Annotated in this window: 19 protein-coding genes; all 19 read right to left on the minus strand. The window is 61.4% G+C overall.

Annotated features, from left to right (window positions below; genetic code table 11):
* Positions 1 to 3: 3 nt before the first annotated feature.
* The gene (locus GPA27_RS16940) at positions 4 to 366 is read right to left on the minus strand and encodes a hypothetical protein (RefSeq protein WP_009242097.1); all 363 of its coding nucleotides are present in this window, start codon (positions 364 to 366) and stop codon (positions 4 to 6) included.
* Positions 363 to 1,607, minus strand: a complete 1,245-nt coding sequence (locus GPA27_RS16945; protein ID WP_009242096.1) for a conjugal transfer protein TraN — start codon at positions 1,605 to 1,607, stop codon at positions 363 to 365. The genes GPA27_RS16940 and GPA27_RS16945 overlap by 4 nt, the downstream gene beginning before the upstream one ends.
* The gene (locus GPA27_RS16950) at positions 1,604 to 2,902 is read right to left on the minus strand and encodes a hypothetical protein (RefSeq protein WP_009242095.1); all 1,299 of its coding nucleotides are present in this window, start codon (positions 2,900 to 2,902) and stop codon (positions 1,604 to 1,606) included. Before GPA27_RS16950 ends, GPA27_RS16945 begins: the two co-directional genes overlap by 4 nt.
* On the minus strand, positions 2,899 to 3,675 hold the full coding sequence (gene trbC, locus GPA27_RS16955) for a type-F conjugative transfer system pilin assembly protein TrbC (protein WP_009242094.1): 777 nt from the start codon (positions 3,673 to 3,675) through the stop codon (positions 2,899 to 2,901). The genes GPA27_RS16950 and trbC overlap by 4 nt, the downstream gene beginning before the upstream one ends.
* On the minus strand, positions 3,675 to 4,676 hold the full coding sequence (gene traU / locus GPA27_RS16960; RefSeq protein WP_009242093.1) for a conjugal transfer pilus assembly protein TraU: 1,002 nt from the start codon (positions 4,674 to 4,676) through the stop codon (positions 3,675 to 3,677). The genes trbC and traU overlap by 1 nt, the downstream gene beginning before the upstream one ends.
* On the minus strand, positions 4,673 to 5,311 hold the full coding sequence (gene traW / locus GPA27_RS16965; RefSeq protein ID WP_009242092.1) for a type-F conjugative transfer system protein TraW: 639 nt from the start codon (positions 5,309 to 5,311) through the stop codon (positions 4,673 to 4,675). Before traW ends, traU begins: the two co-directional genes overlap by 4 nt.
* Positions 5,298 to 5,774: a S26 family signal peptidase gene (locus GPA27_RS16970; protein ID WP_009242091.1), complete on the minus strand. Its 477-nt coding sequence runs from the start codon at positions 5,772 to 5,774 to the stop codon at positions 5,298 to 5,300. The genes traW and GPA27_RS16970 overlap by 14 nt, the downstream gene beginning before the upstream one ends.
* A complete protein-coding gene (locus tag GPA27_RS16975) occupies positions 5,774 to 6,202 on the minus strand; it encodes a hypothetical protein (protein WP_009242090.1) in 429 nt (142 codons plus the stop codon). The genes GPA27_RS16970 and GPA27_RS16975 overlap by 1 nt, the downstream gene beginning before the upstream one ends.
* The gene (traC, locus tag GPA27_RS16980; protein ID WP_256223010.1) at positions 6,192 to 8,756 is read right to left on the minus strand and encodes a type IV secretion system protein TraC; all 2,565 of its coding nucleotides are present in this window, start codon (positions 8,754 to 8,756) and stop codon (positions 6,192 to 6,194) included. The genes GPA27_RS16975 and traC overlap by 11 nt, the downstream gene beginning before the upstream one ends.
* Positions 8,757 to 8,853: 97 nt before the next feature.
* Complete coding sequence (locus tag GPA27_RS16985; RefSeq protein WP_256223011.1) at positions 8,854 to 9,441, minus strand: TraV family lipoprotein; 588 nt, start codon at positions 9,439 to 9,441, stop codon at positions 8,854 to 8,856.
* 59 nt (positions 9,442 to 9,500) lie between these two features.
* On the minus strand, positions 9,501 to 9,650 hold the full coding sequence (locus GPA27_RS16990) for a hypothetical protein (RefSeq protein WP_009242087.1): 150 nt from the start codon (positions 9,648 to 9,650) through the stop codon (positions 9,501 to 9,503).
* Entirely contained in the window at positions 9,647 to 10,396 is a 750-nt protein-coding gene (locus GPA27_RS16995; protein WP_009242086.1) for a DsbC family protein, read from the minus strand. Before GPA27_RS16995 ends, GPA27_RS16990 begins: the two co-directional genes overlap by 4 nt.
* Positions 10,389 to 11,738, minus strand: a complete 1,350-nt coding sequence (locus tag GPA27_RS17000) for a TraB/TrbI/VirB10 family type IV secretion system protein (protein WP_009242085.1) — start codon at positions 11,736 to 11,738, stop codon at positions 10,389 to 10,391. Before GPA27_RS17000 ends, GPA27_RS16995 begins: the two co-directional genes overlap by 8 nt.
* Positions 11,731 to 12,468: a type-F conjugative transfer system secretin TraK gene (locus tag GPA27_RS17005; protein ID WP_009277744.1), complete on the minus strand. Its 738-nt coding sequence runs from the start codon at positions 12,466 to 12,468 to the stop codon at positions 11,731 to 11,733. The genes GPA27_RS17000 and GPA27_RS17005 overlap by 8 nt, the downstream gene beginning before the upstream one ends.
* Positions 12,404 to 12,997, minus strand: coding sequence for a type IV conjugative transfer system protein TraE (locus GPA27_RS17010; protein ID WP_009242083.1), 594 nt, complete (start codon positions 12,995 to 12,997; stop codon positions 12,404 to 12,406). The genes GPA27_RS17005 and GPA27_RS17010 overlap by 65 nt, the downstream gene beginning before the upstream one ends.
* Before the next feature lie 14 nt (positions 12,998 to 13,011).
* Positions 13,012 to 13,305: a type IV conjugative transfer system protein TraL gene (traL, locus tag GPA27_RS17015; protein WP_009242082.1), complete on the minus strand. Its 294-nt coding sequence runs from the start codon at positions 13,303 to 13,305 to the stop codon at positions 13,012 to 13,014.
* A 15-nt stretch (positions 13,306 to 13,320) separates the two neighbouring features.
* Complete coding sequence (locus tag GPA27_RS17020; RefSeq protein ID WP_009242081.1) at positions 13,321 to 13,653, minus strand: TrbC/VirB2 family protein; 333 nt, start codon at positions 13,651 to 13,653, stop codon at positions 13,321 to 13,323.
* Positions 13,654 to 13,747: 94 nt separating this feature from the next.
* Positions 13,748 to 14,131 (minus strand): hypothetical protein, encoded by a 384-nt coding sequence (locus GPA27_RS17025; protein ID WP_009242080.1) that lies wholly within the window; start codon positions 14,129 to 14,131, stop codon positions 13,748 to 13,750.
* A 1-nt stretch (position 14,132) separates the two neighbouring features.
* On the minus strand, positions 14,133 to 14,633 hold the full coding sequence (locus tag GPA27_RS17030; protein ID WP_009242079.1) for a lytic transglycosylase domain-containing protein: 501 nt from the start codon (positions 14,631 to 14,633) through the stop codon (positions 14,133 to 14,135).
* Positions 14,634 to 14,739: the final 106 nt, after the last annotated feature.

The raw sequence follows: 14,739 nt of genomic DNA on the forward strand, positions 1-14,739 counted from the left end.
GGCTTACTCCACGGAAATTGGCGGGGTGCCGTCGAGGCAGTAGTTGAGCTGGGTCTTCAGGATCGCGTCGGTGCGGCCTTGTGGGGTATCCACGTCCTTCTTGGTGAACACCATTTCAAGGCGCTTGCAGTCGGCGCGGCTGAAAGACTTGATGACCTTCGCAGTCACCAGCAGCGGCCCGGTCGAGCGGAATTGGCGCGTGAAGTGCTCGGCCACCTCCCCTTCCATGACGCCGCTGGAGCTGCCGTTGCGGATCGCAGCGGCCAGCACGTCGTGTTGCCGGGTATAGACGGTTGGCCCAGCGAGGCTTTCGCGCGCGAAAGTCGAGCAGGCCAGCAGAATGAGGGCGATAGAGAGAGTTTTCATTGGTCGTAGTAGCTCTGAACTTTTTTGTTGACGGTCTGCTGCACCCGGTTGCTCATGGTCGATGCCGGCACATCCTTGGGCACGATGTCCGCGATGAACTCGGACAGATCAATCCGGGAGAAATCGAGGGCCTGGAGCTGCGCCTGGTTGAAGCCGCCGCAGCTATTCATCGGCATCCCGAGTTGGGCGCGGCCTTGGCGGTTGATGATCTTGGCCAGCTTGGAGTTAAAGCAGCAGTGGCGTTCCTTCTTCTCCACGCAGACCTTGAGCACCTTCTTGCTGCAATACGTCTCAATATGGACGCACAGGTTTTGGCCGCGCTTCATGGCCATGACCTGCTCGGCCGAATCGCAGCTCAACCATTCCTGCACCAGCATGATTGCCACGGACAGGGCGAAGCTGTACGGGTCAAAACCGACGAACTGGAAGCCGTTGGCAAAGGTGAACTCAAAAGTGAAGCCATAGAACCCGAATTGCGGATTGAAGACACCATCACCCAAGCCGGAGGCCCAGCTATTCATTGCGCCAAGTCCCTTATCTACAAGGGAGCTGTCGAGCTGGCCATACAGCGAGTCGTACATGTACTTGGAACCCAGCACGATGGATTCGCGGCCCGCTTCGCCTGCCGCCTTCATGCCGGCGCCCAGGAGCGCGTAATTGCTGAAGGCAGCGCCACCACCGGCTGACTTGCAGCAGCTCTTGAGCGTGGTGCCACCCAAGACCTTGATGCTGCATTCCTCCATGTAGCCCTTGAAGATTTCGACCTTGTTCGGGTCGATGCCGTACACGCCGGCCTCGCGGGCGGCCTCCATCATCACGGCCGCTTGGCCAAAGTCCTTGTCGGGTGGCGCGCTGGTATCAAAGCACCCAGCCCCGCCGTTCTGGCAGAAGGCGCTTTGATCGCACACCGTTTTCTCGGTGTAGGTTTCAGGCTTGTCCGGGCAGTTGTATTTCTGCTCGTACATCACGCAGGTGCCGGAATCGTCGCGCTCCACGCATGACGATCCGATCTGAGAGCACCCCTTGTCTCGCAGCGGCTGGCAGTCGTTGACCATGTTCTGGCTGCGGCATTGATAGGTGTCCTGGTATTCCCAGCATTCACGAAAGACGGACAGGCCCGACACGTTGCGGGTCTGGTTGGGCGCGGTGCAAACCGTTCCCGTCTTCTGGCAGTCAGGCGCTGCGAAGGCGCTGAAGCTGGCGACAAAGGCCAATGCGGCAAGAATCTTCTTCATCATCATTGAGCCCTCTGTTCCAGGGGAGCGCACTGGCTGTTGTCCCATTGGTCATAGCAGTTGCGCGGGCACAGTTGGCGCGTCGTGAGCTGGATCGCCCCTTCCCCGCCGCCCGCAACAATCGTCCGCATGAAGATCGTGTTGGAGCCGTTCTTGAGGTAGGGCTTCACGTCGATGTTCAAGCCGAAGTTCCAGCTCGTCGAAAGCTCCGGGCCGCTGAAGCAGGTGGCGCAGTACTGAACCATGCCGGTGCGGTAGTCGCTGGTTGTGCAATTCCAGCCGCCGCCCACGGCCGTGCAGGATTGGTAGGAGACGGCATTACCGCCACCGCCGCCGCCCCACCAACCGCCGCCGCCCGTATCGGAGCACTGCCAGCCACTGCCCCAATCGTCCCAAGTCTGCGTGCATGAGCGCGTGCTGGAGGACTCGAAGACCGGAGGCGGCGAATAGATTTCGAGGCGGTCGCCACCACGCGGGCCGACATAGACGAGGTTGCCGTTCACCTTGACCATCAGCCAGTCGTCAAACGCGGCACGGGTCAGGGCGAAACGGGTAATCAGCCCCACGTCACGGATGTCGAAAGTGAGGTTGCGGTCGTACACCGCACCCCAGCCGCCCCAATAGTTGTCCGCGATGGTGCCGAACTGGAGGATGTAGTTGCCGGCCCCGTCCGGGGTGAAGCTGGTGGCCATGTCGCCGGCCCAGCTATTCGGGACAATGCCGCCCTGGTCGCAGCCGTCGCGTTCTGGATCGCACGCCACCTTGAGCACGCGCTTGCAGGACAGGTTTTCCAGCGTCTGCGTTTCCGTGCAAGTCTCGGTGATGTAGGTCGCCGGGTTTTTCACGCGCTCCACGCGGCATTGCTGCGTCGAAGCGCCGGGGATGCTGCCGGGGTTGTTGATGACGCCTTTGGAGCCGGTCAGGATCGGGTCGGTCTGCTTGTCGATGGTGAACTTCGGCCGCTGCGTCGGGTTCTTGCTCATGAAGTTCACCGCGTCGCATTCCTGCTGCTGGAAGGCATTGGGGGCCTTGTACGTCTCGCACTGAATCTGCTTGTTCGTGCCCGCCCCGCCGATGAGGTTGCGCCCCTCCTGGAAGTTTGCCGTCTCCGGTGCCGTGGTGCTGTAGTACGGCAGCACGTTGGAGCCAGTTGCCCCATTGATCTTGCCCCCCACCACACCTTTGCCCGTGTTGGCGAAGTCCTTGCCGGCATTGAAGGCGTCGGCCGGCGTCGTGATGGTTTGTGCGCTGGCTACGCCCACAGCGGCCAGCATCGCGGCGATGGAAAGGACGCGCTTCATTGGTTCCCCCTGATCTGGCGAAGGTAGCGAGACGCCACGGCTTCAAACTGCGGCGCGCGGCGCACAATCTCGTCCAGGGCGTAGTCCAGCGAAACGTCACCGGCCACTGCCACAAAGTTGTCAGGGAGGGCGCAGCCCTCGTTGTCCACTTGGTCGATGGTTGCGGCCTTGGCCAGCACCATCGTGGGAACAGCCTTGACCTTGTACTTGGTGAAGGCGTTGGGGTTCACCAGGACGTTGCCGCCCTGCTCTCCCAGCTCCTTGATGGCCAGCGCCGTATCCTTCAGCGAGTTGTTCTTGAAACCGCGCAGCACCACAGAAGCCCCCACCCGGTTGGCTTGGCTGACGATCCGCTTGAGTGATTCGGCCGGCATCGTGAAGCTGGCGAAAATCATCAGGTCATCCATCTTGCGGGCCTGGGCCTTTTGCTCGTATTGCTTGGCCAGCGCCTCGATGTCGATCCCGGCGCGCTCCGGCGTCGGCACGTTGGGGAACACGTTGGCGGCGTTCTTGGTCGCGGGGTTGTTTGGATCGAACATCTGCTTGCGCTCACGATCTACGCGGCGCATTTCCCGGTCGATGTCGGCCGAGTTGGGCATAGCGCCCTTCTTGGCCTTCGAGGCGGGGTTGTTCGGGTCAAACATCTGCTTGCGCTCAAGCTCGATGCGTTGGCGTTCTTGGTCGAGCTGGGATGCGGTCGGCGTGCTCTGCGCCACGCTTTCGCGGGCGAAAGCGGCCAGCAGCATCAGCCCGATGACAGTTTTCTTGTTCATCAGAATCCCACTCCCAGGCAGCAGTTTTTCTTGCGGAAAATCATGTAGGCGAAGTCTTCGCCGGCATACGGGTAGCTCTTGCCAGCGCCCCAAATCGCGGTCGTGCGGCCATAGGGTTGGCAGCAGCGCCCGTTGATCTTTTCCGTCTGCGGGATCGGGTAGAGCATCTGGTACTTGTATTGGGTCTTGTCCATCACCGGCTCGGGATAGATGCCGCACAAGCCGTCAGCGCCAGAGGTGCCCCACATCAGGAATTCGCGGTGCAGCTTGGCCGTCATGCGCTGCACCAGCAGCGAACTGGCTTGTACGTGTGAGACGTGGGCCTGCACATGGCCGTTGAAGGGGTAGATCGAACCCTGGCAGCCGGCGCACCAGAAAAGCGCGTTACTGCCAAAGCCAGCCGATGACAACACGCAGTCGCCGGCACACGCGGCTTGGGCAATGGGGTTGCCGAACAGGAAAGTTTCCGGGTTCAGCAGCATGGTCAGCTCGTCGTCGTTCCAAGTCGGATCGACTTCGGTGATGTAGGCCACGTCAAAGGAACCCGTCTCCAGGCACGGGTTATCCAGGATCACCTCCAGCCAATAAAGGATCGGATCGGCGTACCAATGAACCTGATAGTTGGACTGCTTGGTGTTGTCCTGCTGCAAACGGATCTCGCCTTCCGGGGCACGGATACCGGGATCGAGCTTGATGCCTCCCAGCGAGACAAAGCAGTACGGGGTGCGGGTCACATCCACGCGCCGCGCCGGCTCCCAAAAGCCGGTCTTGATGCCGATGCGCAGCGGGTTGGTGCAGGTGCAGAGGAAGCCGTCCGGGTTGCCGGTGTCCTCCTGGCCCATCGTCATGATCGGCGTGCCGCCCAACGTCAGCGGGAACAGGCAGCTCCAGCAAATATCGGTGATGGGGTTGGCAAACTTGCCCTGGCACACGCCGGCCATACTTTCGCGCGCGAAAGTCGCCGCGAGCACCATGAAAGCCATTACAAGCCAGCGTTTCATTGCAGCTCCTTCGCGGGAATCTCATCGAGCACAAGCATCTTTCCCTGCTGACGAATCACAGCCGGCACGGCCGTGATGCCGAACCGTTTGGAAAGGGTGCCCTTCTGGTCGTAGAAAACTTGGGTCTTCCAGGCTTTGGTGAGGTCGAGCCAAGACCCAGCAACGAGAATCGGCTTCACCTTGAGCTGGCCGCCCTTGGCCACCAAGCGCCCCACTGCTTCGCGCTGTTCGGGGTCGCGGCCGTCGAAGAAAACCAGCGTCTTCGTCAGGCTGGTCATGTCCAGCGGGTTGATCTTCGTTCCAGCCGGCACCACGATGCGGCCGTCGTCGGTCGTCACCGGCTTGGTGTAGGTCACGGTGGGGTCGATGAAACGCTGCGCGCGGGCGCGCACGGTGGTGATACCGTCCACCGGCTTCATGTTCTTGATGCTGCCCATCGAGCGGCGGATGGCTTCTTCCTGCAACCGCTTCAGCTCGCCGCTACGCTCCTTTTCGCGCAGCTTCTTCATAATCATGTCGAGGGCGCTTTCCTCCCCAATCGGGTAGGTCGGCCCGATGCTGCCCAAGCTCGCCGCGTTCGCGGCAGGCAGGATCGAGGCGATCAGCAGGGCTGCGATCAGCTTAGAAAATCTCATAAGCCCTCCCGATGACTTCGGCCTGCTTCACGTTGCCGGTCAGCGCATACCGCGAGTCCAGGCTGTTCGGGTTGGGCGTCGAAACGAAATACTCCCCTGCCCCGATAACGCCCTCTTGCGCGGGCTGGAGAGGCACGCCAGCCTTCGAGAAGGGCTTGGCGGTGCCGATGTATTGGTCATTCACCCAAAACGCGCTGCCGGCCCGTTTAACCGTGTCGCCAGCCACACCGGCCACGCGCTTGATGAAGGTGGTGCCAGCGGGATAGGTCGCACCGCCATGCCAGCGGTAGGCGATCAGCTCGCCCTTCTTCACTTCCCCGCCCTTGTGGATCACGTAGAGGGTGCCGGGCAGGCTGTTGGTGAGGTTGAAGGTGTAATCCAGCCAAGGGGTAGTGGCGGCGGCCAGCGCACCCACGGCGAACACACCCGCGCAAACTGTCCAGTAGATGCGCTTCGCCTTCATCACTTCATCCTCGCCCGGACTTGATCCGTGTAGTCGATGGTCACGCCACCCAGCAGCGCCGCCTTGTTGACGATCACGCAGTTGCACTCTTGCCCCAGCGCATCCACGGTCGCGGACAGCTTCTTGGCAAAGTCGATGGTCAGCTTCTGCGCCACGGCGCGCTGCTCGTCGGTCACGTCGCCACCCTTCCCGATCACGTCGAGGGTGCGCTTCTGGTCTTCCTCCACCAGCACCTGCAAATCAACGGTGGCCACACGCGCAGGCATGTTGCGGTTGATGACGTAGGCCACTGGCGCGAGCGCCACCAGCGTGAGCAAGGTGGACAGCACGGCCGGGATCACATAACGCATCCGGTCGGCGGCCGGCACGGCGGCCTCGGCCGGCGCTGGCGTCTCGGGGGTTGGGTTGGTGTTCGGTTCAGTAGTCATCTTTCCTCCGGCGCGGGGACAGTTGTTCTTGAGGGGCGCGGCGGGCCAGCATGATTTCCAGGGCTTCCATCGTGGAATGGCCCTGCTCCAGCAGCGCGTTGCATTCGTTGAAGTCCTGCGCGTTGGTCGAAGCCATCAGCAGGGAGAAGGGATCGGGGATGTGGCGCACCACGGAATCGCCGTTGGGCGAGGAAATGAGCATTTCGCTGAAGCGGCCGCGCTCGGTGCGCAGCGACAGCAGCATCCGCTTCACGGCCGGCGAGAAATTCACCATGCCGTCCTCGATCAGCTTTTCCAGGTTCTTGCGGTCTTGGCGCAGCAGAATCTTCCAGTCGGCGTTGTTGTAGGCCGCCTGGGCCGCATCATTTTTATAGGCGTCTTCGATACCTTGCGTGCCCACACAAAAAATGCCGTTGTACTTCCGGGCGCGGCGGTAGCCTTCCTCGATGAACTCTGCGGTTTCCTTGTCAGCCCCCAGGAGCTGCCATGCCTCATCGACCAGACACAGCTTCTTGCGGTCGCGGGTCAGATACATGTCGTGGGCAATGCGCGAGGTCAGCACGAACAGCACCACGCGGCGCAGCTCGGGAGCGTTCTTCAGTTCCTCCAGCTCCAGCCCCACCATGTCGGCGTCCAAGCTGATGTTGGCGCGGCCGTTGAAGAAGTCCCCATAGACGCCATCCTTGGTGAACGGCGCGAGCTGCTTGGCCAGCTCGTAGGCCACGCGCTCGGTGCTGCCCGACTCGTTCTTGATGTTGCTCAACAGGTAGTCGCGGATGCGGGTCGGGTTGGTGTCCTGCCCGTAGTCTTGCCAGACGGCGGTAATCGCCTCCCCGATCAGCGCGTACTGGAATTCCGTCAGCGGCGCATTGGGGGACGCCATGCGGCCGATCATCGGCTTGAGCATCCGCATTTCCGCCTTGAAATCCAGCTCGTCGTCAGTGCCCACCCAAGTGAATGGATTGATGCACAGCTTCGTGCTCGGCGTGAACTCCAGGAAGGTGCCTTTCTGGAGCCGGATCAGGTTCTGATAGCTGCGGCCCACGTCGATCACCCACACCCGCGCGCCAATACCTCGATAGGCCGAAACGACTTCGTTCATGGTCACGGACTTGCCCGAACCGGACACGCCCGCCACGAACACGTTGTAGTTGCCCTGCTGGTTGCTGTAGAAGTCGAGGAAGGTAGGGGTGCCACGACGGCCAAAGAACATCATCACCGGGTCGCCTGCGCCCTTCCATTCGCCAATCACCGGGGCCATGTCCACCGCGTTCACCGTGGTCTTGGACGTGATGAGGCGTAGCTTCTGCAAGTCGTCGCGCACCGTCTCGGTGAGCGTCATGGGCAGGCTGGAATACAGGGCCGTCAGTTGCAGCAGTTGCAGCGGGCAGATCGTGAAGCGTTCGCTGCGCCACACGTTCAGGGCCACTTGGCTTGCCCGGTTGATGACGCGCTTGGGTGCGAACAGCAGCAGCGTGTGGTACAGCTCGCACATGCTGCCGCCGTTGTTGAGCTGGTGCAGCACGATGTCCCAATCGTTCGCCTGGGCCTGAAGCTCGGGCTGGAACTCGGCCATCTTGGACTTGGCGTTTTGCTTGGTGCGTGCGGCCTTGATCTGAGCCTTGCCGTCCACCACGTTGGGGTCAAGCGTGAAGACGCCACCGCACACCAGGAATGGGCACGGGTATTGAAGGCCGTCATCGAAAAACGAACCGATGATGTTGGCCATCTCCCACAGCTCTTTCTTCTGCGGGTACTGAAGCACGCCGAAGCCACGCACGGCGATGCGCTTGTCTTCGTCGCCCTGCTTCTCGGGCGGCAGGCCAAACAGCAGCTCGTTGGCTTTCACGCGCACATGCTGGCCAAAGGCCGTGACTTGGTTTTTGATGGATTTCCCGTCGTCGTAGCGCAGATCGGGGAACGGCTCCTTGCTGAACATGCTTTCGGGGTTGAGGATCGGCCACAGGAAGCTAATCAGCCCGTCAGCATCGAGGGGGAAGGACGGCAGGCTTGCCGTGCGCAGCGAAGCGCGCACTGTCTCGCGCAGCTCGTACATTTCCTCCACCAGCTTGGCGTCACGGAAGGAACCGGCTTTGGTGATGGAGAACAGCAGGCGGATGTTCTTCACCACGTAGTTGTCATTGGGCCAAAGCGGCTTGCCCTTTGCCTTGTAGATGTACTCCACGCGGCGCTTGGCCAGCTCCTGAAAGAACGGCGTGGTCTTGCCGTTGTCCACCGCGATATGGCGTTGATCCATGTACGCTTGGAACTGGTCATCCAGCACCGGGCTACCGAACAGGCACCACTGAATTCCGTAGTGCGGCGGCACCGGGGTAAAGAGCGTATTGAGGCGGCTCGCCATGTCGTCGTCCGCGCCGGTTTGCGCGATGACTTCAAAGCAGAAGGCCACCGAGTTGTCGTTGTAGAAAAGGCCCGTGTCGGGGTCGTATTGGTCGTACTTGAGGATGCTGTGCAGCCCATAGAGGCTCGTCACCTCGTTGGCGGCCGCCACGGGGGCCGGCTGGCTCCCGACATCCGAGGTGTTGCCCAGCACGGTTTCGTCCCAAAACCGGGCGGCAGCACCCTTTAGCTTGTCCATCATGCTGTCTTGCATTGAATGTTCTCCATGTTGGCCGCCCGGCCAGCGATGCTTATTCGCTGTCCGGGATGACGTTGCCGGGGCGCATGATTCCGTTCAGCAGCTCGGTGGCTTGCTCGTTGCTCATGCGGTCTTGACGGACGCCGATAGACTCCATCCCGTTGTCAGCGGGAGGCGTTGGCTGCTGCCCCAGCACGCCAGGGCTTTGCCGTTGCTGGCCAGCGCCGGCCGTTTGCGGCTGCGCAGCCTGGGCCGTCACATTCGACGGGGCGCGTACCGGCCGGTAGTTGTCCTGGATGCGGCGGCGGTTGTGCTCGATCAGCCAGCGGCCGGAATCGACCGGCAGGTACACGTAGGACTGGTCGTGCAGATCGCCATCGGTGTCTTCCCACGGGGCGAACCAGACGCGAAGCAGGCGCGGTGCGCTGCGGATCGGCGTGCCCGAGTAGATGGGCTTGGTCATCACGTTGCTGCCGGCTTTCGCCTGCGAAAGTTCCACCGGAGCCTCGCCGCGCGCATTCACGCGCTGGCCCGGCAGGTTCTTCGCCTGGGCATTGGCGTAGATGCCGCTCATCGACTCGCACAAGATGCCGTCCGGGGCCTTGCACGCGAATTCGGATTTCGCATCAAAGCCAGACATGCTGCTGCAACCGGATAGGGCCACCACGGCCCCGATGCCAAAGGTCAAGGCCAGTGCCTTCATTTGCTTCCCTCCCATGCGTGCGCGGCACTGCCGCTGAAACCGACACCCTTGCAGCAAGCGCCGCAGTCGCGGCCAGCGAGCGAACCGCAGCCCGTCAGGGCCAAGGCGAGCGCGCCGGCACCAAACATCAAGGCGGTGCGCTTCATTGGGTTGCCTCCTGCGCAGCGGCCGGCGCGCCAGGCTTACCGGCGTTCAGCCACTGGTCGATCTTCTCGGCCGGTGCGGAGCCAGGCAGGACGCGGCCATCGGCGGCAATCAGGGTAGGAGTGCCCACCACGCCCAGCTTGGAACCCAGCACCAAGTTGTCGTTGACGGGGTTGTTGCAGGCCACCAGCTTGGGCTTCTTGCCGGCCAGCATCAGCTCGCTCCAGGCTTTCGCCTTGTTCGGCGCGCACCACACGCTGACGGCCTTGGTCTTGGCTTCCGGGTGCAGCGATTCGAGCGGGTACAGGAACGTGTAAATGGTCACGTTGTCCAGGCGGGCCAGCTCGCCCTCCAACTGCTTGCAGTAGGGGCAATCCGGGTCGCTGAACACGGCCAGGATTCGGCTGCCGTCGCCCTTGACCGTCTTGATCGCTTGGCCAAGTTGCTGTGCCGGGAACTCGGTTTTCTTGCTATCGAGCTTGCGCTGGGCAGTCAGATCGACTTGCTGCTGCATGTCGAACAGGTGCCCGAAAATGAAGTAGCGGCCCGACTCGTCGGTGTAGGCGATGTTCTCGCCCATCACTACCTCATACAGCCCGGAAACTTGCGACTTGCGAATTTCCTTGAAGGTCGTCTTCGGGTACATGGTCTTGAACTTCTCGACCACGGACGCGGGCGCTTCATCTTGGGCAAATGCGGGAACAGCCAGCGCAGCAGCCAGCGCGAGGGTCAACACTCGTTTAATCATCTTCGTATCTCCTGGAGTTGGTGCCGGTGCGCTTCAGGAGGCCCCGGTAATCGTCCTTGGCGAGCGCCTTGCCGGAATAAACAGCGCCCTTGGTGATGAGGATTTCGACGGTACGGCCGCCATCGGTTTCGATGACGGGGTACAGCTTGTCCGCAGCCTTGAGGTAGTACTGAGCGAGCTGCTGGCCCGCGCTGCCTACCCCACCACCGATAGCGGCTTGCCCGATCTTGTCCGGGTCGATGGTTTGCGTGATGCCGCCGCCGCCTGTGCTGGTGATGGTTGCGGAGGACTGGAAGGCTTTGCCGATACCACTGAGCGCGCCGGCAAACAGGGCATTGGCGAGCAACTGGCCCTGCTTGGTGACGAGACGGCCCCGAACCCCAGCCTTGCCGTCTTCCCCAATCACTTGGCCCTTGATCGCCATTTCAACGGCCTCGCCGTTGATAACGCAGGCCAGGGTTTCGGTGCGGCCCATCATCCGCTCTGAGGACAGATCGCCCCAGGTGGCGGCCACGATGCGGCAATCCTTGATGTCCAGCTTGTGCTTGTTGGCCAGATTGGCGACATCGAGCACATGGAAAGCCACCGGCAGCGGGTTCGATTGGGCTTGCCCGCCTGTCGGCGCATCCACGCCGTTGAGCATGGCCACGCGCACAAAGGAGCCAGCCGGCAGAAACTCGATGGTCTGCTTCTTGCCGTCTGCCCCGCCCGAGGTGGTGCCGTACTTCTTGGCCTTCTCGTCGGTTGGGAAGCCCAGCACCTCGGTGATGCCACCAGCGCCGCCAACGGCTGCGCCCGCTGCGCCCTTGCCCTCGGCATTGTTGAAGGTGATGATTTCCACTTCCCGCCGCGCCGGCACATCCACCTGATTGAGCGGCTGGTTTAGGGTGGTGGCCCCGCCCTTGCCGTTCGGTGACTGGAGAACACGCTGGCCCGGCCCGGTGCCGTTGCCAATGGGCAAAGGCTTGTCCAGAACCGAAGCATCTGGCTTCGCAGCCGTTGCGCTGCCAGCCGAACCGGCTGCGGCCTTGTTGGCCTTCAGTTCCTCCAGCGCCTGCGCGAGCTTCTTGTTCTGTTCCTCCTGGGCCTTGAGCTGGGTCTTAACTTCCCCGATCAAGGCTTCGTTGGACTTCTCCTTGGCCGCTTGCTGCGCACGCCACGCATCCTTGTCATCTACGGTGCCCGGTGCGGTGATGCTGACGGTCTTGGGCTTTTCGCGGTGCTGTGCTGGGCCACTGTCGAACAGGAACATGCCAGCCCCGGCCAGACCGAGAATGCCGGTCACTGCCCCGCCGATGAGCATCATCTGGCGTTTCTTTGTTTGTGCGTTCGGCTCACTCATTGTCTTTGCGCTCCCGAACGATGTAGATGTCCGTCCCGTCGCCCTGCATCAGCGTGTGGTGCTCTACGGCAATGGCGCGCACGCCACGGCGGTAAAGCTCCTGCTCGACCAGCAGCATTTCGGAGGGGGAAACGTTGGTCAGGCGGTATTTCTCGCCCACCACTTCGCCATCCATGTACTTGGCCACCAAGATCAAGCGCCCCTCTTTCCACAAAGGCACTTCCTTGTTCACCTGGATGGTTTCAACGCTGTCCTTCAGCTCGTCGTCGGCCATCACCAGCATCAAGTCCTTGATGCGGCGCTGGTAGGAGACGGTGCGGCCATCAGCGGCTGCGCGGCTCGAAGGCGTAGCCTTCTCGCTCGGCGGCCGGATGATGATTTCCTCGCCGGCCACCGGACGCGGAACGAGGATCAGCTTGTAGGTAACGCCCTTCTCGTCGGACACGAAAACCGTGACCGTGCCCTGGTTGGGCGACTCGCTGGCCAGCGTGAAGTAGTAAGCCCCCAGGGCCTCGTCCTTCTGGCCTGCCAGCACGCCCTTCACGCTGGGCACCACATTGGCAATGCGGCGCCCGTCGATTGCGAGACGATTGGTTTCGTTGACCGAGATATTGACTTGAACGTGGCCCCGGTCAGCGTTCTCAACGACTTGCGTTGCGCCTGCTTCAGTTGCCAGCAGGCTTGTTAGCAGAAGGATCGCGCTTAACGATTTCTTCGATCTTGGAAACATAGAGACGCCCCGAGGTAGTGATGGTGAATTCAACGAGATAGTCCTTCTCGCGTTCGGAAGTGAGCTTGTCGGCAATAAAGGTCTTGAGTTTTCCGCTGACCTTCACGCGCTTGTCCTGCTCGCTGACTTCCTCTTTGCGAGGAACCCAAATAGTGGTGACTCGCTCCTGTTTGAGCCGCATTGCGGCCGCATCAAGCGCGGTCTTCAACCCGGCGTAGCCGTCCGGGTCGGCCATCTTGAGAATCACCTTGTTGTTGTAATCAACCGTCTCCGGCGTGACGGTCAACACCGTGCCCAGGACATAACCGGCCATATCCAGCAGGTAGTCCTTATTGGCGTAGTTCGATCCAATCTCGTAGGGCCGCTTAACTTCAGGCGGCACGATCTTGGTTGTGTCGCGCACGACGACGAAGCCCAGCAGCAGCACCCCGAAAAACAGAGTGCCCAGCAGGCCCGCGTTCATCGCGCGGTGGAAGCGGACTTGCGATTGCAACTTGTCCCGCTCATTGATTGCTTTATCTGGTGCCATAGCGCGTGTAGCCCCTATCCATTGAGTTCTCGAATGTGGCTACCCGGCAGCTCTTTCGGCTCGGGAAACCCGGTGAACCAGTACAGGAGGTGGGTGGCCATGCCCGGATGCTTCCCAGCCTTCAGCTTCCCGTAGAAAAAGGCCGCTCCAATACCGAGGAACAGCCCAATCACCGGGAAGCCTGAGCCAATGCCAACCAACACGCCCATGAGGCCGATCATGGCAACGTCCATTTCCCAAAAGAGGAATTTGGCTCCGTCGTCCAATCGGCGCGGGATGTAGTGAGAGAGATCCGTTTTTTCGGACATGGCCACCTCCTGCGCTTAGATGACGGCCGTGAAACTGGCGTTGACGATGCCGACGATCACGCCGATACCCATCGACAGCACCACCGCGCCGAAGAACCAGCTCCAGTCCTTCTTGACGGCGGCGACGACGGAACCCACGCCGATGGCGATCAGGGCGGCCAGCTTGCCCAGGTTGCCCTTCACCCAGCCGTCCCACTTGGTTACGGCGGCGTCGAACTCCGTGCCGTCACTGGCGTATGCGCCGGAAGCCAGCATCATCAGACCCAGGATCAGGCCGGCGAGCATCAGGGCCTTGAACCACTGGCCCGCTTCCTTGCGAACATCGACTGCTTGAATTGCTGCGTTCATCTTCAATAACTCCTACGTAGAAAGTTGGTTGGAACCCCTGCATTTCCCCGTGTGGGGCCTTGCGCCAGGGGGATGCGCAAAGACGGAAAGCCCATCACTTCGGTTTGCTGACAGGCTTGCATTCGTACTGAATCGCGGGCTTCTTCCGCTTCTTCTTCAGTGGCTTTTTCTTGGCCGGGACTTTCGCGTGCGAAAGTTCTTCGGGCGGCTGGATGGATTGAGGCGCAGGCATGACCGGCTCTTGGACAGCAGGCGGCGGTGGAGGCGGCACGTACAGATGCTTGATGGAGCGTTCCGGGCAGTCTTCCCCGTCGCAGAACACAAACTTGGTGTCGCGGGGCACGCCGAACTGCACCACGTCGGAGAGACGATCCAGGGGGTTGGGCTGGTTCAGTGACTGCGCATTGGCAGCAGTGACGCCAGCAGCAGCCAGCGCAAAGACGATAGAAATGCGAAACGGTTTGGCTGGCAACGCCATATCAATCCCCTTGGAAACTGGCCACTTGGGCCGGTGAAGTTGAAATTTGGTGGGCTTGCTGTCTGCGGTAGCCCTCGTAGAACCGCTGCACGTCGCGGACGTACTCAACCTGGGCGCTCACATTGGTCGATGCCGGGCCGGCGTAGTAGCAGCCCACGGACTTCCAGGTAGCGCCGAAACGCTGGATGCAGTCGGCCAGAACCCAGGCCCCCACCTTCTGCGAGGTGCAAGCGTCGAACAGGTGTTCACGGCGGATGCCGAAGCGCGCGAGGTTCGGCAGGTGGATCGTGTTGATCTGCATGAGGCCCAGCGCGCGGTTGCCGTCTTTCAGCTTCGGGCCGACTGCACCCGTCCAGCCGCGCGATTCCTTCCAGGCAATCGCCTTCAACAGCAAGGGGTCGATCCCGTAGCCGCGCCCAGCCTCATCCCAGCACGTTGCAGAAGCAGCGAGCGGCAGCATCAGCGATGCCGCCGCGATCAGTGCGCGTGCAGAGAAGTACATAGAGGCGTTTCCCATTGCGATATTGTAGCAGTCAACTTGCTTTCACGATGAAAGCACGATAACAGAAAAAACCTAGAGCGACAAGGCATCTAGCCTAGGTTTGTCA

The sequence above is a fragment of the Aromatoleum toluolicum genome (assembly GCF_012911005.2).
Lineage (GTDB): Bacteria > Pseudomonadota > Gammaproteobacteria > Burkholderiales > Rhodocyclaceae > Aromatoleum > Aromatoleum toluolicum.